The organism is Cognatishimia sp. F0-27 (assembly GCF_020667845.1).
Lineage (GTDB): Bacteria > Pseudomonadota > Alphaproteobacteria > Rhodobacterales > Rhodobacteraceae > JAFMPQ01.
The window spans coordinates 1-20,306 of the sequence record NZ_JAFMPQ010000007.1; the positions used below are offsets into that span (position 1 = coordinate 1).

General features: G+C 60.6%; 15 protein-coding genes and 3 pseudogenes. 10 read left to right on the top strand and 8 right to left on the bottom strand.

Features of this window, described 5'->3' with window-relative positions; genetic code table 11:
- Nucleotides 1–106 (bottom strand): transposase (locus tag J1C49_RS05375; RefSeq protein ID WP_227444904.1); only part of this gene is annotated, 106 nt, incomplete at its 3' end.
- 67 nt (nucleotides 107–173) lie between these two features.
- Nucleotides 174–368, bottom strand: a pseudogene (locus tag J1C49_RS05380) (Crp/Fnr family transcriptional regulator); the annotation flags it as partial.
- Between the two features lie 155 nt (nucleotides 369–523).
- Between J1C49_RS05380 and J1C49_RS05385 the strand changes: the two are divergent.
- The 4 genes and pseudogenes from J1C49_RS05385 to J1C49_RS05400 all read left to right on the top strand — a co-directional run bounded on the left by J1C49_RS05385 (nucleotide 524) and on the right by J1C49_RS05400 (nucleotide 4,331).
- Entirely contained in the window at nucleotides 524–955 is a 432-nt protein-coding gene (locus J1C49_RS05385; RefSeq protein ID WP_227444786.1) for a pseudoazurin, read from the top strand.
- A gap of 63 nt (nucleotides 956–1,018) precedes the next feature.
- Nucleotides 1,019–2,240: pseudogene (nirK, locus tag J1C49_RS05390) on the top strand (copper-containing nitrite reductase).
- Between the two features lie 17 nt (nucleotides 2,241–2,257).
- Nucleotides 2,258–3,004, top strand: coding sequence for an SUMF1/EgtB/PvdO family nonheme iron enzyme (locus J1C49_RS05395; protein ID WP_227444787.1), 747 nt, complete (start codon nucleotides 2,258–2,260; stop codon nucleotides 3,002–3,004).
- A 484-nt stretch (nucleotides 3,005–3,488) separates the two neighbouring features.
- Nucleotides 3,489–4,331, top strand: coding sequence for a DUF6544 family protein (locus J1C49_RS05400; RefSeq protein WP_227444788.1), 843 nt, complete (start codon nucleotides 3,489–3,491; stop codon nucleotides 4,329–4,331).
- Nucleotides 4,332–4,555: 224 nt separating this feature from the next.
- On the opposite strand, the pseudogene J1C49_RS21910 reads toward J1C49_RS05400, so the two are convergent.
- Both J1C49_RS21910 and J1C49_RS05405 read right to left on the bottom strand, forming a co-directional pair.
- Nucleotides 4,556–4,694 (bottom strand): annotated as a pseudogene (locus tag J1C49_RS21910) (IS3 family transposase); the annotation flags it as partial.
- A gap of 114 nt (nucleotides 4,695–4,808) precedes the next feature.
- The gene (locus J1C49_RS05405; protein ID WP_227444789.1) at nucleotides 4,809–6,458 is read right to left on the bottom strand and encodes a calcium-binding protein; all 1,650 of its coding nucleotides are present in this window, start codon (nucleotides 6,456–6,458) and stop codon (nucleotides 4,809–4,811) included.
- A gap of 492 nt (nucleotides 6,459–6,950) precedes the next feature.
- On the opposite strand from J1C49_RS05405, the gene J1C49_RS05410 reads away from it, so the two are divergent.
- Nucleotides 6,951–8,003, top strand: coding sequence for an AraC family transcriptional regulator (locus tag J1C49_RS05410; protein ID WP_227444790.1), 1,053 nt, complete (start codon nucleotides 6,951–6,953; stop codon nucleotides 8,001–8,003).
- Nucleotides 8,004–8,141: 138 nt separating this feature from the next.
- Here the strand turns inward: J1C49_RS05410 and J1C49_RS05415 are convergent, their stop codons facing one another.
- Complete coding sequence (locus J1C49_RS05415) at nucleotides 8,142–9,038, bottom strand: LysR family transcriptional regulator (protein ID WP_227444791.1); 897 nt, start codon at nucleotides 9,036–9,038, stop codon at nucleotides 8,142–8,144.
- A gap of 295 nt (nucleotides 9,039–9,333) precedes the next feature.
- Here J1C49_RS05415 and cls point away from each other — a divergent pair, with 295 nt between their 5' ends.
- Both cls and J1C49_RS05425 read left to right on the top strand, forming a co-directional pair.
- Entirely contained in the window at nucleotides 9,334–10,743 is a 1,410-nt protein-coding gene (cls, locus tag J1C49_RS05420) for a cardiolipin synthase (protein ID WP_227444792.1), read from the top strand.
- 3 nt (nucleotides 10,744–10,746) lie between these two features.
- Nucleotides 10,747–11,460, top strand: coding sequence for an endonuclease/exonuclease/phosphatase family protein (locus J1C49_RS05425; protein ID WP_227444793.1), 714 nt, complete (start codon nucleotides 10,747–10,749; stop codon nucleotides 11,458–11,460).
- Nucleotides 11,461–12,326: 866 nt separating this feature from the next.
- Here J1C49_RS05425 and J1C49_RS05430 read toward each other — a convergent pair.
- Nucleotides 12,327–15,548 (bottom strand): nidogen-like domain-containing protein, encoded by a 3,222-nt coding sequence (locus tag J1C49_RS05430; RefSeq protein ID WP_227444794.1) that lies wholly within the window; start codon nucleotides 15,546–15,548, stop codon nucleotides 12,327–12,329.
- A 479-nt stretch (nucleotides 15,549–16,027) separates the two neighbouring features.
- On the opposite strand from J1C49_RS05430, the gene J1C49_RS05435 reads away from it, so the two are divergent.
- Together J1C49_RS05435 and J1C49_RS05440 are read left to right on the top strand one after the other, a co-directional pair.
- Nucleotides 16,028–16,381, top strand: a complete 354-nt coding sequence (locus J1C49_RS05435) for a hypothetical protein (RefSeq protein ID WP_227444795.1) — start codon at nucleotides 16,028–16,030, stop codon at nucleotides 16,379–16,381.
- Nucleotides 16,378–16,998, top strand: coding sequence for a DedA family protein (locus tag J1C49_RS05440; protein ID WP_227444796.1), 621 nt, complete (start codon nucleotides 16,378–16,380; stop codon nucleotides 16,996–16,998). Before J1C49_RS05435 ends, J1C49_RS05440 begins: the two co-directional genes overlap by 4 nt.
- A 62-nt stretch (nucleotides 16,999–17,060) precedes the next feature.
- Here J1C49_RS05440 and yghX read toward each other — a convergent pair whose 3' ends face one another.
- Together yghX and J1C49_RS05450 are read right to left on the bottom strand one after the other, a co-directional pair.
- On the bottom strand, nucleotides 17,061–17,948 hold the full coding sequence (yghX, locus tag J1C49_RS05445; RefSeq protein ID WP_227444797.1) for a YghX family hydrolase: 888 nt from the start codon (nucleotides 17,946–17,948) through the stop codon (nucleotides 17,061–17,063).
- A gap of 328 nt (nucleotides 17,949–18,276) precedes the next feature.
- The gene (locus J1C49_RS05450; RefSeq protein WP_227444798.1) at nucleotides 18,277–19,002 is read right to left on the bottom strand and encodes a DUF4386 domain-containing protein; all 726 of its coding nucleotides are present in this window, start codon (nucleotides 19,000–19,002) and stop codon (nucleotides 18,277–18,279) included.
- Between the two features lie 178 nt (nucleotides 19,003–19,180).
- Here J1C49_RS05450 and J1C49_RS05455 point away from each other — a divergent pair, with 178 nt between their 5' ends.
- Complete coding sequence (locus J1C49_RS05455) at nucleotides 19,181–20,080, top strand: LysR family transcriptional regulator (RefSeq protein ID WP_227444799.1); 900 nt, start codon at nucleotides 19,181–19,183, stop codon at nucleotides 20,078–20,080.
- Nucleotides 20,081–20,306: the final 226 nt, after the last annotated feature.

Consider the following 20,306-nt stretch of genomic DNA (forward strand, 5'->3'; position numbering starts at 1 on the left):
CCGAGCTGATCCCATGCTCGCGGCACACATCTGCCGTCGCAACGCCGCTCTCCTGCTGCTTCAGGATCGCGATGATCTGTTCTTCGCTGAACCGTGATCTCTTCATTCTGTCCGTCTCCTTCGTTGGGACGGACTCTACCTCAAAATGGAGGAGGAAACGGGTCTCAGGTCACATCCAGAAGCATGTAAAAGCGTTCCGCAGGCGCCCCTTCGTCAAAGATCGCAACGCCTGCCTCATATCTTTGCGACGACGCCTGATCCAATATCGTGCGGATCTGCCGTTTCTCCAGTCTTGAGAACGGCGGCAAATGCGTCAGCAGACTTTCATCAAGTCGCGGTAGGATCCTGCGGGCAGGCAACTCGGTCATGTCAACGTCTTGTCACATTTACCGTGTTTGGCGCTACTGAATTGCGCAGGCGCATCAAGGCGAAAACCCGAATTCTTTGTGCCAGCGCAAACTTCTCAATTGGCGCTGCGGTATTCTTCGGATCAACGGAAATGCTGATCTGAAAGGACGCAACAATGATCCGCACATTCACGACTGGCCTCGCTTTGGCCGCGCTCATGGGCAGTGGCGCTTTGGCGGAAACCATCGAGGTTCAAATGCTCAACAAGGGGTCTGACGGGGCGCGCATGGTCTTCGAACCGGCCTTCGTGCAGGCCGCTCCCGGCGACACGATCAAGTTCGTCGCCGCAGACAAAGGGCACAACGCCGAGGTTGGCAAGGGCATGCTGCCCGGCGGGGCGGAGGCCTTCAAGGGCAAGATCAACGAAGAGATCGAGGTCACGCTGACCGAAGAAGGCGTCTACGGCGTGATCTGCAAACCGCATTTCGCAATGGGCATGGTGATGACCATCGCCGTGGGCGACGCGGACGTTCCGGAAGATTTTTTTGCAGGCCGGGTGCCGCCGAAAGCCAAGGAACGGTTCCAGGAACAGCTCGGTAATCTCTGAACCCATGAAAAGACCAGCGGGCGCTCGCTTCGCGGTCAAACTCAATTCCCAGAGGAGGGAACCATGACCAAACGCATCAATCCAAGCCTCATGAAAACCAGCCGTCGCAACGTGTTGCGCGGCAGCGTGCTCGCGGGTGCCGCGGCCATGACCGGGGCTGCCGCCATGTCGTCCCCACGCGCGCCGAAAACACACGGTATCAACGCGGCATCGAAAAACCTCTACAGGGCCGCCGATCCGCAAGCCGCGGAGACGAATGCGAAACCTGCCGATCTGAGCGGCTACACCCGCGTCAAGCAGGAGCTGGTCGCACCGCCCTTCGCGCCCGACCACGAACAGGTCGCCACAGGCGGTCCGAAGATCGTCGAGATCACCATGGAAACCGACATTAGAGCGTCTGATGGTCGTTGACGAGGACAACGGCGCCGAAATCTGGGCGCTGACCTACAATGGGTCCGTCCCCGGCCCGCTGATCATCGTGCATGAGGGTGACATGGTCGAACTGACCCTGCGCAACCCAACCAGTTCGATGATGGAACACAATATCGACTTCCACGCATCGACAGGCGCTCTGGGCGGTGGTGGGCTGACACATGTCTATCCGGGCGAGGAATGCGTGCTGCGTTGGAAAGCGACCAAGCCGGGTTGTTTCACCTATCACTGCGCCCCGGGCGGCGACATGATCCCCTATCACGTCACCCACGGCATGAACGGTGCTATCATGGTGCTGCCGCGCGACGGGCTGAAGGACAAGGACGGCAATCCTCTGCGCTATGACCGCATCGCCTATTTCGGTGAACAGGATTATTACCTGCCGAAGGACGAAAACGGAGACTACCGCACCTATGAGGCGGCGGGCGACGATTATGCCGACAGTCTCGACGTCATGCGCGGCTTGATCCCGACTCATTCGGTTTTCAACGGCGCGGTGGGTGCCCTGACCGGCGAAGGCGCGATCAAGGCCAATGTGGGCGAGACCGTGCTGATGGTCCACAACCAGGCCAACCGGGATTCGCGCCCTCACCTGATCGGGGGGCACGGCAACTATGTCTGGGAATCCTCTTTCACCGATCCGCCGTTGCGGGACATGGAAACCTGGTTCGTGCGTGGTGGCAGCGCCGTTGCGGCGATGTACACTTTCGAGCAACCGGGAGTTTATGCCTACGTCAACCACAATCTGATCGAAGGCGTCATGCTGGGCGCCACCGCGCACGTGGTTGTCGAAGGCCAATGGGACAACGCGCTGATGGAACAGGTCGTCGCACCGCAATCCTTCGAAACCTGAGACAAGAGGAAAGACCCATGACCGCCCCCGCGACTTCATTCGCACGCAGCAAAACGACCCTTCGTCTTGTTGGCCTGGGTCTCGCGGTGGCGGCCGGCCTTGGGGGCGCGCTCATGCAGCGCGGCCCCAATCCCGACTTTCTGCCTGAATTCGCGGCCAAGCCTGTCATCCTGCCGGATGGCCGCGCTATCTATGCCCAGCGGCACGAAGTCACCATTGCGGAATGGAACCGATGCGCGGATGAGCGCATTTGCGCGTTGCGCTTGCGGGCCCGACCGGACCAGGCCCCGGAAAATACCCCGGCTACGGGTCTCAGCTACGTTGATGTTCAGCAGTATCTGGCGTGGATCAACAAGAAAAGCCGGCATGAGTTTCGTCTGCCGACTGCGCAAGAATGGACAGTGATGGCAGCGGCGGTGCTTCCCGAGAAACCCGAACCGCTCTTCACTGATCCTTCGCTGACCTGGGCGTCCAGTTACCTGGTTGAAGGGCTGGCGCCCCGTGCGCTCAAGCCAAAGGGCAGTTTTTCCACCTCGCCGGAGGGTATCGTAGATCTCGACGGCAGCGTGTGGGAATGGACGATGGAATGCTATAACGGGCTGGAGACCGGAATGGATCCTGATCGGTGCCCTGCGTTCTTCGTTGGCGGCGAGCATGTGGCGGCAATGTCTTACCTGATCAGGGATCCTGCCCGCGGCGGATGTGCGGTGGGAACGCCGCCGGCCCATCTCGGGATGCGCCTTGTCAGTGACAAAGCGGTTTGAGCCGGGCGACGCACGGTCAAAACTGTCCAGCATTGGGGGCATAGGCAAGTCAGCAGTGGCACAAAATGCCGTTTGCTCACGCCATCGAAAGGAAATCCGGAGCTTCAAGGGAAATTGAGCGAGGTGCTTTGGCATGAATGGCATCCGCACGTGTCTCGCTGACCGCCAGTCTTGCCGGGAAGAAATCCCGAAGGGCGAGAAGTCATCGACCGGCCGTTCTGCACTGTCGCCCCGACATAGGATCGCTCCGTCGACCGTCCATGCGGGGCCGCTTCTTCCGAGACGGCATCCATAGTCGGCCCGTTGGTCCATTGTCCTTTCGTCCGAGGGCCTTCGCTCTGTAAAGTCGCAATGCAGCTTAGGGACGACGAAACCCCAGCCGGTGTGGCCCGCCGTCAAGTCTCCCTTGCCCAGCAGGGCAGGCACAGGGGCCCACTGGAAAGAACAGAGATGAGCGCGTCAGCGCCCTGAGAATTGGTGGTCCATGCGGATGATCCTTGTTTGGTTATTTTCGATTCTGGCTATTGGGGGTGCGGGCCTTTTCGGCTGGCGGCAGCTCGATCATCAGGCCGACCGGTCAGAGATGGATCGCCTCATGGCAACTCAGCCGGCGGAGCCGCCGTTGTTTTCAGCCGAAATGGTGTCTGAACTTCCAGAACCGGCGCGGCGCTTTTTCGCCTTTGCCATAGCGGAGGGAACGCCTCTCTTGACCGTTACGCGGCTGGAAATGCAGGGGCAGTTCGGGATGGGCGATAGAGCCGCCCCGAACTATATGTCCATGCGCGCAACCCAGGTGCTCGCTGCGCCGCACGGATTTGTCTGGAAGATGTCCGCAGGTCGCGGTCTGATGCGGATGGCCGGGTCCGACAGCGGCAGCTGGACTCGCTTCTGGCTCTGGGGCTTGGCGCCCGTGGCACGCTTCGGTGGCACATCAGACCATACCCGCGCGGCCTTTGGCCGCTATGTCGCCGAAGCCTTGTTCTGGTCTCCTGCCAGCATGCTGCCGGGCACAAACGTAACCTGGGAAGCCGTGTCCGAGAATGTTGCCCGGATGACAATGCACCATGACGGATTGGACCAGTCGGTTGATCTCACCGTGGCAGAAGACGGCCAGCCGCTGCATGTGTCTTTCCTGCGGTGGAGCGATGCCAACCCGGACAAACTGCACAAGCTTCAACCTTTTGGCGGCTATCTGTCTGAGTTCGTTGACTTCAACGGTTTTCGCCTGCCAACACATGTCGAAGCGGGAAACCACTTTGGGACGGAAGATTACTTTCCGTTCTTTGTCGTCAATGTGACTGACATCACGTTCCCGCGGAGACAATGATAGGCCGGGCACCCGTCGGCCTCGGGGCGCGGTCTCTGGCGGTGTTGCTTGTCCCTTTTTCTCTTGTCGGCCACGCGAAATAGAAAGACTGCACCCCTCTGGCGACGTGGTTCGATGCGCTGGCCGATGGCTTCATGCCGAGCGCACAAGGTCCGGGCGCGATTGCTTTTGTAGTTTCAGGCGCCATGAAAATTCTGCGGCGCTTCGATCATCCGGATACTGGCGGAGGCCAGACACTCTCGGCTGAAGGCATCAAGGATGCTCAGCACCCGGAACCGCCGCCCGTCCTCGAGCGCATCCGACATGAGATCGAGTGACCATCGTTTGTCGGGCCCCGTGCGGGATCGCCATGGGCGACGGCGTGTCAGATCTACCAACCGATGGATTCGATGCTCTCCGACAAGGCATCCAGGTCAGTGATACCCAGGAATGTTGCCGACCCCCCGGCGGCAAATTCCAAAACAACGTTTCCATCGATCACGTCACGATTTGTAACGCTTGCACTTGAGCCTGGCGGACAACACAACAGCCTGATGACTTCAATGGCATCGATCCCGAGTTCGAAATCGGCGATAACCGTATGCGTTCCAACCGGATCTGGTCCGAATATGAAGGTGTCGGCGCCTTCTCCACCCGTGCTGTTTGATCCGCCGCGAATGCTATCATCTCCAGCACCGCCAAATACCAAATCACCCGCCCCCCGCGCAGCACATCGTCACCGTCTCCGCCACGAAGCGTGCTTTGACCATGCGTCAGGGTCCCAGTCAGGAGGTCGTTGCCGATCCCGCCGACCAACAGGTTGTTCCCTGACAGATCGGACAAGGCATCATCGCCGATGCCGCCGTAGAGGCTGTCATTCCCGATACCGCCGTTCAGAGTATCTGGACCCGATTGTCCGTACAAAACATCGTCGCTTTGATCGCCGTAAAGCGCATCGGCGTTTGCGCCGCCCCATAAGGTGTCATTTCCGGAGCCGCCAGACAGGGTGTCGTCATGTGCATTTCCATATAGGAGATCATTTTCGGATCCGCCATCGAGGCTGTCGTATCCGGGTCCACCCCACATTGTGTCAAACCCTTCGCCTCCCCAAAGGCTGTCGCGTCCACCGCCGCCGTTCAGGGCGTCTTCGCCACCTTCTCCAGTGATGGAATCGTGCCCGCTGTTGCCGTCGACGCTGTCGTTTCCGGCACCGGCATCAATCGTATCGGCTCCGGGCCCGCCTTCGATCACATCTGATCCATCACCGGCCTGCATCAGGTCGTCGCCCAATCTTCCAGACAGATGGACCTGTGTGCCTTCGGATGACACGCTGGCATCCAGCGTGTCGTTTCCGGCTCGACCGACAAGCGTATCCGAACCGCCAAGCCCGACAATCCAATTGTCCTGACCGTCGCCTCGAATGTCGTCTGAAGACCTTGTGCCGTCCACATTCTCGAAACCGAAAAAGCTGTTTCCAAGCACGCTCCCGGAGTTGTTTTCCGGGAAGATCAGGTCGATCGTCCCCGCCTCGAACAGCGTGATCTTATCCTGTCCGGGCCCACCCCAGATGACATCGTTTCCCGGCGCGGGTGTGTAAGTGTCATTGCCGTAACTCAGACCGAGCGTCTCATCCCGAACGCTGGCGGAGACGTTATCGTTTTCAGTGGCGAAAGCTCCGGCGACAGTGCTCAAATCGATGATGCCGGGGATGTCGTCGGGCTCAAAGCCGGGCGCTTGCCGAACGATCAGAGATTGCCAGTCCGATTGGTATTCAGGAAGGGCGTCGCCACTGGTCGGAATATAGGCTGTTCCCGTGTTGTCATTGGCGCTTATCCCAAAGAGGATCCTGTAGACAGGTCCGGTTGCAATCAAGACCTGCGCCGAACCTGTATCCCATGACCAGTCCTCAAGTGCCACTGTCCAATCGGAGAATTCGGTATCGAACGGAACGTAGTAATCGGAAAGACCCAGCGCGCTGACCCCACGAGGTGAGGTCAACGTGATCTCGGTGCTATCGGGAACCGGCTCGAATGACAGTGTCCCGTCCGGCGCGAAGATCGAATAGGATCGGTCGCCTCCATAGGCCTCGAAGGCCCAGGAGAATTCAGCCCAATTGTAGAAATACCCGTTCACGGTAAAGGTTGTCATGATTTGTCCCTCCGTCCTCCCTAGAGGCAGATGTTTAACGCCTCGCGCGGGCGTGGGACTTGATGCACGTCATATCACATTTCGGAAATGGAATTCTTGCGAAGATTGGCGTCTTTTACGATCCGTCGACCATCCTCCGCCGATCCTGGGGAAGGCCGGTGTCTTGTTTGCACGGCAGGGTGACCGATGTGGGGCAGGCGAGGATGGCAGGTATCGTCTCGGGGACCCCACATCTTTGAAGCGGCGCTGCAATCGGCATTTCTCAAACCTCCGTCCGGCACAAGAGCAAACATCGGGGGGGCCTTTTCAGGGACGCGCAGATCGCTGTGGGTGACGTGACACCGCCTGAGCGCGGGTGTGGTGCTCGGGTTCACCATCGGCGCGGGTCAGCCGAAACAGGCGACGCGCGCTGTCTCGATGCCTTGGCATCAATTGGTGGTTGCTCCACGCTCCCGATTGGCTAGCCTGTGCTCTCCTGATGTGGTTGAGCGCATGCCGATTGTCGAAGTTCCCGATACCCAGTTGCAGACCGCCGGCCCCACGATCGGTCTTGTCCAGCACGTCGCGACGTTCCTCGAAAACATCAGCCACCGGAACACGGTTCGTGAAGTGGCCGATAGCCTTGGCGTGCCCGACCCCTACGAGGCCATGGCCGATGCGAGGATATCCGTCCTTCAGGAGGCGGCTTTTGTCGAACAGGCCTGTCTGGTCAGCGGAGATATCGATCTTGGCTTTGTTGCGGGCCTTGCGCTGGATCACGGCACGTCCTTACCGGGCTATATCTCGGAACATGCCAGAACGTTGCGTGACGCGCTGACCGATGCCGCCCGCTTCCTGCCGCTCGTGCGGCCCGGCATGGATTTTTCTCTGGAGGAGCCGGGCAATGCCGCGGCCCTGACAATGTCGCTGTCTGATCCGGGTCTGTATGCCTATCCGCGGCACGTTGAATGTGTCTATGCGGGGGTCATCGGCCAGATCCGCGCGTTCACCGGGCGGCCGTTTTATCCCGAAGAACTCAGCTTTGTTCATGATCGGATCCCTGTGCGCGACGAGGTGCGATCGGCTCTTGGCTGCCTGATCCGCTTTGGGGCGGAGGGCACGGAAATGCTCATGGACAGCCGTACACCGGACAGGTCGATCCTTGGACGGGACGATGCGCTCAAGGCGCTTCTCGTCGATCACGGTGAGTTGCTCGAAAGCCATTCACAGCGTCGGGGCCTCAATATGGTTGAGCGTGTCGAACTTTTTATCCAGCACAGTTTGCCCGAAAGAGTGCCGAAGGCTGACGCGGTTGCCGATGCGCTTGGCGTTTCGCGCCGAAGCATGTCCCGTAAACTGGCGGAGGTCGAGACCAGCTTTGGGGACATCCTCGCCCGGGTCCGGTTGAAGATCGCCGCACGGGAGTTGCAGGAAACAGATCACCCAATCGGTGAAATCGCCTATCGTCTGGGTTACACGAGCCAGGCGTCCTTCTCGACGGCATTCAAGGCGGCAACCGGCAAAGCACCGCGTGACTACAGAGCAGAAACGCGCAGCGCGCGGTGACGGGTGATGGTATCCGTCCTGGATCGCGGCCAACCGCATTGCGCGGAAGGTCTTTCCGGCGCCAAGACAAGAACTTTTGGAAACCAATCAGACGGAAGAACCGCCGTCACGCATATGCCGACGCTGGCTATTGGCGCGTCACGGCTCGGAACTTCCGAATTCTTCCACGAGAAAGTCGATAAAGGCGCGCACCTTGGGTTCCGCGACGCGACCGGGCAGATAAACCGCGCGGATCGCCATGAGATCGGGAGGCAGGTCCGGCAACAGGTCGACAAGCTGCCCCGCTTGCAGCGCTTCTTCGTGAAGAAAGCACGGCAGATAGGCGATGCCCAGACCTTCAATCGCGGCATTAAGCAACGCTTGGCCGTCATTGATCGTGAGCGGCCCGGCCGTATAGACCAATCGTTGCTCGCCGCTGGGTGTGGTGAGGGTCCAGACATTTGGGGTGGCGTTGTTCGATTGCCGCAGAAGTTTGTGGGCCGTGAGATCGTCGATGCGCTGCGGGTGGCCGTGTTTCTCAAGATAGTCGGGCGACGCGACCAGACGCAACCGGGTTTGACAGATCTCGCGCGCGTGCAGGGCGGGGTCCTTGATCTCGCCGATCCGGATTGCAACGTCGTAGCGTTCCGACGCGATTTCCACGTGGCGGTTCTCGAATTCCATGTTCAGGGCAACTTCCGGGTAGCGCGAAAGAAAGCGGCCCACGATCGGCGAGAGATGCGTCAGGCCGAAATCGCTTGCAACCGACACCCGAAGGGTTCCGGCCGGTTCTGCCAGTGCTGACGTGACATGAGCTTCCGCTTCTGCCGCAACGTTCAAGGCGTGACGGATCCGTTCATAATAGGCGATGCCCACTTCTGTCGGGTTCACGCGGCGGGTTGTCCGGTTGAGGAGGCGTGCGCCCAGACGTTCCTCAAGGTTGAACACGTGCTTCGAGACCGTTGATTTCGAGAGTCCGAGTTTCCGCGCAGCATCCGTAAAGCCGCCCTGGTCGACCACGGCCGAGAAGGCTTCCATTTCTCTGTAGCGATCCATCTGATCCTCGCGGTCAAGTTTCCTGCGCGGTTCTACAGCGCCCGAAAACGGACGGTTTTTGCCCTTGTGCCAGAGTTTTTTCGAATGTGGCCAATCACGTAAAAGGCCCCGGGTCTGTGTTGCAGGCCGGACAAACGCACTCTGGCGGCGATGCATTCATCGGGCGCCTGCAGACCTTTTTTTGAAACATCTGATCGGCGGGCCATCAGCCGAACCTTCAGGCCGATCGGCTTTCGATTGATCCTCAGAGGACCAAGCCGCTATGTTTGGCCACCAGTGGAAAAGGAGCGGCGTTGTGACCCTGAGTTTTTGGGCGACAGCGTATCTCGCGCTTGTTGTCGTAGCGGTGTTTTGCGCCTGGCGCGCGGTGCGGGAGGCGCGCACGCCGCAAGGGTCGGTAGGCTGGGTGGTGTTCCTGCTATCGGTTCCGGTGTTTGCCGTGCCGGCCTATCTGATCTTTGGCCAATACAGGCTGAAAGGGGTCGTCGTGGCGCGTCGTGATACGGCCAAGATCATTGCCGCCATAGGAAAGTATTCCGCGCGACGACGACCCGAGGCGCTCAGCAAGGCGGAATACGGCCCGTTCGAAGCCGCAGCGCAGTTGCCGGTGTTGCGGGGAAACGCCGCGTCCCTCCTGATCGATGGCCGAGCGGCCTTTGACGCGATGTTCTCGGCCATCGACGAGGCCGAGCGTTATGTGCTCGTGCAATTCTACATTCTGCGCCATGACGGTCTTGGGCGAGCGCTGCGGGACCGGCTGATCGCCGCCCGCAAGAGAGGCGTCGAGGTATATGTCAGTTACGATCATCTCGGCTCGCTTGCGCTGAAAAACACGTTTCGGCAAAGCCTCCTCGATGCGGGTATTCGGCTCGCAGAACCGCGCCGGTCACAGGGGGTCGCCTTCCGCTTCAGCCTCAATTACCGCAATCACCGCAAGACCGTCATCGTGGACGGGAAACGCGGCTTTACCGGCGGGCTGAATGTGGGTGACGAGTATCTCGGTCTGGATCCCGACATGGGTGACTGGCGCGATACGCACGTTTCTCTGCGTGGGCCGGTCGTAGCGCAACTCCAGCTGGTGTTTGCAGAGGATTGGCATTTCTCAACGGGCGATCTGATTGTGGATGATCTTGACTGGCGCCCTGGCATGCAAGCCGAGAACATGGTCGGACTGATCGTTGCCACGGGCCCTGTGGACGATTTTGACAGTGGCTCGATGTTCTATTTTGCGTCGATCTCGCGTGCCAAGACGCGAGTCTGGCTCGCCTCGCCCTATTTTGTCCCCGATCTCGATACGCTAAGCGCGCTTAAACATGCGGCACTGCGGGGCGTGGAGGTGCGTATTCTCATCCCTGATCTGGCAGACAACCGCATTCCGTGGTTGGCTGCTTATGCCTATTGCGATGAACTGCGCGATGCTGGCGTGCAAATCTGGCGCTTCGAGGCGGGGTTCATGCATCAAAAGGTTGTATTGGTGGACGATGATTATGCGGCGGTGGGGACGACCAACCTCGACAACCGGTCCTTTCGTCTCAACTTTGAAGCCATGGCGGTGTTTTTCGACACAGCTTTTGCAACGCAGGTGGAAGCCATGCTGATCCGCGATTTCGACCGGTCCAGCCTGTCCAGAAAGTCGCTCGGCGACCAGCCGCTGGGCATACGCGTGGGCGCGCCGATCGCTCGGCTGTTTGCGCCGATCCTCTGATCCATGCATTTCAGACTCGTCAGCTATAACATTCAGAAAGCGGTGGGGCTCGACTTGCGGCGCGATCCGGCGCGCGTTCTGGCCGTTATCGCGGCGCTCGATGCCGATGTCGTGGTCTTGCAGGAAGCGGACAAACGTCTTGGCAATCGCCCCACGGCGTTGCCGCGATTCCTGATCGAGCAATATACCGATCACGTGGTTGCGGATGTGGCCGAGACGGATGTGAGCCTGGGCTGGCACGGAAACGCGATCCTTGTGCGGCGCGGTTGGCAGATCCTGGAAACCGCGAGGGTGCCTTTGCCAAGCCTGGAGCCTCGCGGCGCGGTCATGGCGCGGATCGCCCCGGAAAAGAACGGACATGTGCAAAAAGGCAAGGACATCACGGTGATCGGCGCGCATCTCGGGCTGGTGCGGCTATGGCGTCGCAGACAGCTGCGCGCCTTGCATGAGCACGCGACCGAAGGAGAGACATCGCGGACCGTGATCCTTGGCGACCTCAACGAGTGGTCAATGCGCAAGGGGCTTGGGTCGCTTCACCCGACCTTCGACATTCATACACCGGGGCGAACCTATCCCTCCCGCCGCCCTGTGGGTGCTTTGGATCGAGCGGCTCTGGGGCGGGATCTCAGACTTGTCGAGGCCGGGGTTGATTGCAGTGCATTGGCCCGCGTGGCATCGGACCATCGGCCAATCTGGCTGAAGGTCGCGCTCAAGTGATGCAGGGCATGGCCCCCCAAAGCGGCGCCCTCTGGTGCCCCGGCGGCGTTGTGAGACGGTCCCGGAGAGCGCCTGCGGAAATCGCTTTTCATAAGACCGAATTGCCTAGTGAGGCAGCGTCTCGAACAGTGTGGTTTTGCGCGCAACGATATTGACGCCTGCAAAGACAGCATTTGCCCAGGCGCAGACTGCCATGGGCCTGATATCAGGAACGATGTCTCGGCAGGGGCGCGGATCGGCCGTGCTGGTGATGCTGAGGGGATTGGGTATCGCTGATGGGCTGACCGGCTGGCAGTGCGCAAAGGGGCCTTGCTTTGTTTTGCGGCGGGGCGGATTCGGCCGCGCTTGCCCGATTAATCCGCCGGATGAGTCAAATCCATACCGGTAGGAAAGCGGCCCATGGGGTTGCAGGCCTCTTCTTGAATGCGTTTGCCCAAAGGGTCAGCCTGCTCAGGTTGCCGAGGCCGGCGGTCCTGCCGGGCATACCCGCATGCCGGGTTTAGAGCGATGCTGGTGATCTCGGACGCCGTCGGAAGGGTGGGACATGGCCGAGGGATAAACAGAGTGGGTTGTGGTCTGATGCATCGTCGGGACATTTCGTCCGGCCATTAAAAACTCGGGCTCCGCTCGCCCATCGCGTCTAGGGGAGACGATGAGCAGTCCTGAAGCGGAGCCCGACGAAGGCGCCCACACCCGCAGGGAGTGGCAGGTCGCCTTCGGTCCGTGCCACGCGCCGCGCGGCCAGACCCGGGGTGCCAACCAGCCGGACAGGTCAGCTGACAGGTTGGTTGGCGGACCGACGAAGGGTTGGGTCGGCCAGATTGTCCGGGGCGAGGCCCAAGGCCCCGCCGCGAACGGATCGCGGATCAGATGAAGGTCACATCGTCAATGATCGCGGTTGCGTTGGTGATCCCGGTGAAGGTCAGCGAATTGCCGTCGCCGAAATCGAGAACGATAAACCCGTCCGCGTTGAGGCTGGCATAATCGCGCAGATCCTCCGGCACGGGTGTCGCTTCCGACAGCAGGGAGGCCGCGATCTGGACGCTGTCGACCGGTTGGAGATCGGCGATGCGGTCGGCGCCCTCTGTGTAGATGAAGGTGTCGGCACCAATGCCGCCCCGAAGAACGTCGTCGCCTGCGCCGCCATGCATCGTGTCGTTGCCGAAGTTGCCTTCGAGCCTGTCATCCCCGGCATCCCCATCGAGGATGTCGAAGCCGTTTGCACCGAACACCGTATCGTTACCGGCGCCGCCGCTCATCACGTCTGCACCAAGGCCGCCCTCCAGCCGGTCTGCGCCGTCACCGCCCACGAGGCTGTCATTGCCGTTGTTGCCCTGCAGCGTATCATCGCCGGCACCGCCTTCGAGTGTGTCAAACCCGTCCCGCGCCTGAAGCGAGTCGTTGCCATCATCGCCGCGCATCAGATCGAACCCGAGCCCGCCTTCGACGGTGTCGTCGCCGGCACCGCCTTCGACCGTATCGTTGCCGAAGTTGCCGCGCAGAAGGTCGTTTCCGTCGCCTCCGAAGATCTGGTCGAAGCCATTGACCCCAACCACTGTGTCATCTCCGAGACCGCCGAGGATCGTGTCGAACCCGATGCCGCCGTTGATGGAGTCGTTCCCACCCTCGCCATCGAGCACGTCATTGCCCTCGCCTCCGGTCATGTCATCGTTGTCCTCGCCGCCGAACATGCGGTCAGCGCCGCCGTTTCCGGACATGGTGTCGTTGCCACCAAGGCCGAGCATCGTGTTGGCGGTGTTATCGCCCACAAGAGTGTTCGGCTCGCCGTCCCCGACAACGTTTTCGACGGCATCATCATCCTCGATCACAGAGGTCACCGTGCGCGCGGCATAGGTCACATCGGCATCGTCGGCTGTGATGCTCACCCGGAGCGTCTCGTCCCGTTCCGCGTCCTCGTCGCCGTTCACGGAGACGATGATGGTCTGGCGCGTCTCGCCATCCGCGAAGGTCACCGACCCGGATAGTGGCCCGTCGATATCGTCGGCGTTGACCTGCCCCCCGATCGTGTAATCGACGGTCAGTTCCCCGGCGGTATCGCCGAACCGGTCGACGGTATAGATGAAGGTCGATGTGCCTGCGTCGCCCTCCGGGTTGCCACCCGGTCCCGCGATCAGCAGGTTGGTGCCAAGGGCCGGGGTGTTGGTTGGCTCCGCCTCCACGGTTGGATCGGCTGCGACAGCGCCGGCCCCCGCGATATAGGCCGAGTCGCCGGTGAGGGCGAAATCGAGGATTGCCGCATCGCGCAGGATCGGGTCCGTGATGCCCGCCGCGTCCACCGCACGGGTTGCCGTGGCCACGATATCGGCAGGCAAGTCCTCCAGAGTAACGACACCCCGCGGATAGCTGCTGTCTTGGTAATCGGCTGTGGTTTCCCCGTCGGCGCGCTCAAACAGGGCTTCTTCTTCACTGATGCGCCAGCTGTCGGCATAGTCGCCATAGAGTGTTTCGAAGTCGATCGGTTGCGACAGGACCGTGCCATCGCGCAAGGCCAGATCATTGACCGTGTCGCCATCCGAATTGCCGAGCAGACCGCGGACCGAGCCCGCCGGACGATCTTCGTCAAGGAAGGCGCAGACATTGATCGCACCGGCATCGGATACCGCCATCTTGAGCTGTTCGCCGCTCGCCATGACAAAGGTGTACATATCGTCGATGAAGTAGATCTGACCGCCACCCACATCCAGCGGCCCTGTCAGCTCATTGACGGTGACGGACTGGCCATCAACCGTGAGCACATTGGCGCGGCTGCTGTCGAGCTCCACGGTCGAAGTGCCCATTTCGAAGGCAACCGCGGTCGTGAAAGACACCACATCGGAAATCGGCGTGGTGCGCATCTGGATGTTCATCGGGCGTGTGGCGTCCGTGCTTTCAAGCATGACGAACTCGCCCACGGCCTGAAAATCATAGCCAAGCCCGTCCAAGGTCACGATATGCGGATCGCCATAGACGTCGGACCGGCGCCCTCCGGGCGGCGGCGGTGGCGGCGCGATATCGTCGTTCAGGATCGTGCCGAAGGCAAAAGAAGACACAAAGACAGGTGTTTCATCGGTGCTTGTCACCGGGTCGCTGATCGAAACGATGATTGTCTCGTCCGGTTCGACCTGCGTGTCACCGGTCACTTCGAGCGTGATGGTCTGGCTGGTGACGCCTTCGTCAAAGAAAAGCATCCCACCCTGGGGCAGCAGACCGACGATATCGCCGCTGTTGGCGGCAAGGGGCGGGAAGCCGTTGGCGCTCCAGGAGAGTTCGAGCGTGCCTTCGGTATTGCCTCCGCGCTGCACGGTAAACACCATTTCGGTGGTGCCGGTATCTCCTTCGAGCACGTCGCCGTTGGAGATGATCGAGACCGATTTGGGCACCTCGCCATTGCGCACCTCGAAGCGCCACAACCCGTCCTGACCGGTATTGCCCGGCGTGTCCGGCAGCTGGAGCAACGCGGTTTCCAGTCCCGATTGCGGCAATTCAAAGAAGACACCCGTATCGGAAGAATACCCGGCTCGGGCCGGTGTCCCGTTTTCGCCAGCGAGGCCGTTGGTCCCTCCGGACGCGTTGCCCGTTGTCCAATCGACGTTTTCGTAGCGGAATTCGATGTTGAAGTCGCCCTCCGTGCGCCCAAGATCGTCCGACGCGTCTTCGATGACGAGTTGGAAGGCGTTTTGCAGGGTGCTGTTGCTCGAAAAGAACCCGACATCGTCCCATGTGACGACGAAGCGGTCATTGGCCGTATCGAGATCGTACCAGACCAGATTGGTGCCCTGTGATGTGCCCCCGGGAGAGACATTTCCGGTGACACCGCGCGTGTCCACGTCTGCCCAGTAGGGGAAGATGCCGGGTGTTGTGCCAGCCGAAATCGTGGACGGTGTAAAGGTGCGCAGGCTGTTGTTGAAGGTCACCGACCCGTTGTTGTTGACCCACAAGGAATCGTACACTGTCCCAAAGAAATTCAGGCCATTCTCGAAGATGGCGGACACCGATATTTCCGGTGTGGACCCATCGTCGTTGGCGGCCAGAAAGTCTTCTCCAAACCCGCTTGTCCCTCCAAGCGTCCTGATCAGTGGTCTGGTCATTGGTCTTCTCCCCTAAGACAAAAGATAGCTATAAAACACATATTAATTTTACTATGTGTTCTTATAACATCGCTGCTTTGGAATATTTTGCAACCCGGATAAGGTGTCGCAGTGTCGAAAGGACGATGGATGTCCGCGCGGCGCTTAGGGTGGGCCACGCCCATTGACACGCGCGCGGCGTTGCGCGGTTCCGGCGGTATTCTCACCCATGGTGCCTCTCGGGCAGGATCCGGACATTCTGGGTCGCGGGCAGGTTGGCGCCACGTCTTGGTTTTGCGGTGGCGCAGGGTCGGGTCATGTCCCGAGCATTTTGGGCCAGATCCGACAGCAATCGCACGAACAGGGGACGGCTGATGATGAAATCCCTTTGCTTCTGACGCCCGAACCGTCAGGAAAGGAAAGCTGCCCGACGGTTGTCTGCTTGCCTTTTTGAGCGGCCCGCAGGGCGGGAGATCTTTTGTACGAATGGCGCCTAGGTGATGGATCGCCTCAAACAGCTTTGGGCCGCCGCTCCGGTCGCAACGGTCATCCTGATCCTCTCGGTCGGGGCCGCAGTTGTGTTTGGCGCGCGCGCCACCCTGTTCTGGATCAAGCGGCCGCCTGTCGCGGAGCGCGAACAGGCCGTCGCCCCCTGGATGACTCCGCGCTACGTCGCCCGGTCATGGGGCGTGCCCCCCGCAGTGATTGCGGACGCGATCAATGCGCCGCGTCCGCCGCCGGATGGGCCGATGAGCCTGCGCCAACTGGCCGAGATGCGGGGCATCCCGACAGAGCAGATCATCGCCGAAACCGAAGCGGCGATTCGCGATTTCCGGCAGGGCCACCGTCCATGACGGAGACGATTTTTGAGCTGGTGTCGCAATACGGGGTCTATGTGATCTTTGCGTCGGCCTTCCTGTCCTGCCTTGCGCTCCCGATCCCGACCTCGTTGATGATGTTGACGGGTGGGGCGTTCATTGCCTCGGGGGATCTGTCCGTGTGGTCGGTTGCGGCCGCGGCTTTTGGCGGGGCGGTCCTTGGCGATCAGGTGGGGTATCTGGTTGGTCGGATCTGGGGCACCCAGCTTTCGGCGCGGCTTGAACGGTCGCCGAGCCGGGCCAAGGTGTTGGGGAGGGCGCGCAGGTTGATCGACAGGCGCGGCCCGATCGGGGTGTTCCTGTCCACATGGGCTGTGGCACCGTTGGGGCCGTGGGTCAATTTTGTCGCAGGCGCGACTGGGCTGTCATGGGCCCGCTTTTCATTGGGCGATATCCTGGGAGAGATTTGCTGGGTCTTGATCTATGTCGGGCTTGGTTACGTCTTTTTTGACCAGATTGCCGATGTGGCCGACATAATGAGCGACCTGATCGGGCTGGCTGTCGCCCTTGTTCTCGCTGTCGGCTCTGGCTTCTGGATCAAAGCAATCCTGCGCGCTCGAAAGACCGAGCGCCATAATACCGACCAACCCTGAACCGCAACGAAGGGCGACAGCGCGCAGCCGTCGCCCTGGGTGTTGTGTGACCGGATTTCAGATCAGGTCAGATACGTGTTGAACCAGCCGATGGTGCGATCCCAGGCAAGCTTGGCCATGGCTTCGTCATAGCGCGGAGTGCTGTCATTGTGGAAACCGTGGTTGGCACCTTCGTAGATGTATGCTTCGTAGACCTTGTCATTGGCCTTGAGCGCCTCCTCGAAGGCGGGCCAGCCCGCATTGATGCGCTCATCAAGTGCGCCCATCTGGATCAGAAGCGGCGCCTCGATCTTTGGCACATCCTCGGAGGCTGGTTGACGGCCATAGAACGGAACGCCCGCGGCCAATTCGGGGTAGGCGACCGCTATGGCTCCGACAACGCCACCCCCGTAGCAGAACCCGACCGCACCCACTTTGCCGGTGCTGTCCTCACGCTCCAGAAGATGCTCAAACCCGGCGAAGAAATCGTTCATCAAAGCCGTGCGATCCACCGTTCGTTGCAGCTCGCGCCCATCCGCGTCATTGCCGGGGTAGCCGCCCACGGATGTAAGACCATCCGGCGCAAGCGCCATGAAGCCGGCCTTGGCAAGGCGGCGGGCCACGTCTTCGATATAGGGATTCAGCCCGCGGTTTTCGTGGATCACCAGAACCGCAGGAAGCGGCCCCTCGGTCGCGGTGGGGCGCACCAAATAGCCGCGCACGTCACCGGTGCCGTTGGGCGAAGGATACATGATGTAATCGGCGACAATATCTGGATCATTGAAAGACACTTGTTGGGCGAGCGCGTAATTCGGGCTCAGCATGCCCAGAAGCGCGGCCGCGGTGAGACCGCCGACGGCATATTTGCCCGCGCGGTCCAGAAACTCGCGTTTGGTGATTTTGCCATGCGCGTAGAAGTCGTAGAGGTCGAGCAGATCCTGGTCGAAATCCTTGGCGGTCATTCTGGTCATGGCGCATCTCCTGGTTGGAATAGAAACAAACATAGGCTGGTTTTCAGCTTCGGCGACTTCGAACGCCAGAAGTGCGGTTTATCCCGGAGATGCACCGCGAAATCGCAACTCGTATGCGACCTTCACCAGATGCCGGGTGATCGCAGTCGACGGCCTCGCATTCGAGGCGCCGCGTGCCTGTTTCCCGTTGCCCTGTTGGCTGTGTGCAGCAAAGGGGGGACGGTAGCTTGGCAGGGGATGTCTGTGGCGTGTGCCTTTTGCCCGCTGGAAGGCGCATGGTGCCAGGCCATCACATGACCGGGCCCCAAACCGCTTTGCGGGATTGCCGTCAGGAGACAGCCCGCTGCAACTTGGCGGAAGCTCCGGGTGCCCGGATCAGAAGCCACAACGCAAAGCCGATTTCGGACACTGTCACCACCGCCAGCAGTCCGGCGCGGAGCCAACCAAGCCAAACGGTCTCTGGAAAGGCAAAGGCATAGAGGGAATCCAACAGATACCCGGACGCGCCCAGCATCAGGCCATAGCCCAACACTGCCGGAAAACGTCCGGATTTCACCACCAAAGAGCCGAGCAACACAAGGTGAAGGGTGAAGAACACCTGCCAGATCCAAACGCCCGCGCGGTGCATCTCGAGAAAGAGCCCGGCGACATCCGCGCGTTGTTCCATGGTGAAGCTTTGCATCACACTGTCTGATTGCGCCAGAAGCTCTGCGCCTGCGTGAAAGAAAAGCATCGCGGACATCACGCTGACCATTGACAGCCGCGCCAAGGCAGCGGCCAGTGATAACGTGCGTGACACGTCGCGGAACATGGCATAGAGCATGGCGACTGCGAAAAGCTCGAAAACCATGACCACGAGGTCGCCGGCGATTCCGGCATGATAGAGTCCTGTCCGGGACGTGATATTCGATACCGTTGCCGTGGCGTCGCCGGCAACAACGATCTGGCTTGGAACATAGGCGATGGAAAAACCGCCAGCGATTGCAATACCGAGATAGAAAAAGCCGGTCCAGCGGGCAAAGGGGCTGGAAAGCGGGTCAGAGAAGCCTTGCATGTCGGGTCCTTTCTGTGACCGCTCACAATCAGGATTGGAGCGCTTCGGGCACCCGGCGCTGTCTTTTTTGGGTCCGGGCGAAGTGAATGTTGCCGGATCAACCGGCTCCCGGCGCTTTTAACGCATATCTAAAACCTGCAGAATTGACTGTTATTCGTCTTCTGTTATGCATTTTTGTATGGATTGGAGGGCTGTCTCTTTTGACTGGAACCGGGCGCGTGCGTTTCTCGTGACGGCAGAGGAGGGCTCGCTTTCGGCAGCCGCCCGCGCGTTGGGGCTCGCGCAACCAACCTTGTCGCGGCAGGTGGAGGCACTGCAACGCGAACTGGGGGTGGTGCTCTTCGAACGGTTCGGACGCGGGCTTGAGCTGACGCCAGCGGGGGTTCAGTTGCTTGAGCATGTGCGTGCCATGGGGCAGGGCGCCATGGCGCTGTCGATTGCGGCCCATGGGCAAAGCGAAGCGATTGCAGGGCCGGTCACGATTTCCGCTTCGGATGCGTATGCCGGGCTCTGGCTTCCACCTATCCTGCAAGCGTTGCGGCAACAGGAACCGGCGCTCGCAATCCGGGTGGTGGCCGAGAACAGCGCATCCGACCTCATGCGCCGTGAAGCGGATATCGCCATCCGCAATTTCCGCCCCAAGGAAGCGGATCTTGTTGCGCGGCGAATCGCCGAAACGTCAGCCGGGTTTTATGCGTCCGACAGCTTTCTCGACAAGCACGGACGGATCAATACGCAGTCCGACTGGAAGGATGCCAATCTGATCGCTCCGGGGGATGCCGATGGCTTTCTGAGCGCGCTCCAATCCGTGGGGTTGCCCGTTGGCCCGACGTCCATCGCGTATGAATGCACCAGCTATCTCGCCATGTGGGAAATGATGCGCCAGGGGCTTGGCGTTGCGGTGTTGGATGTTCGTCTTGGCGACCGCGAAGACGGGATATCACGCGCGACGGTGGACCCGATCAGCTTGCCCTTTCCGATCTGGCTTGTTGCGCATCGCGACATCCTCACCAACAGACGCATGCGCCTGGTGTTCGACTTCCTCGCGGACGCGCTTCGTCAACCTCCGGCCGATTAAGGGGCGTTCGCGACGCGCGTCGGTTTCCCACGGAGCCATTGCCGGCATGTCCGGCGCGCCTGTGGTGTCGCTGGTGGCTCCAGTTTGGATCGGAAACGTCGGCGCCGCACGCGCGACCTTTGGAGCGCGCAGCCTGTGTGCACGGCGCGCGCCTGAAACGGCTCATGGTGTTAAGCGCCCCATCTCAGGCGCGATGCCATAGGCTGCGAATGGCTCAGGGCCTTCG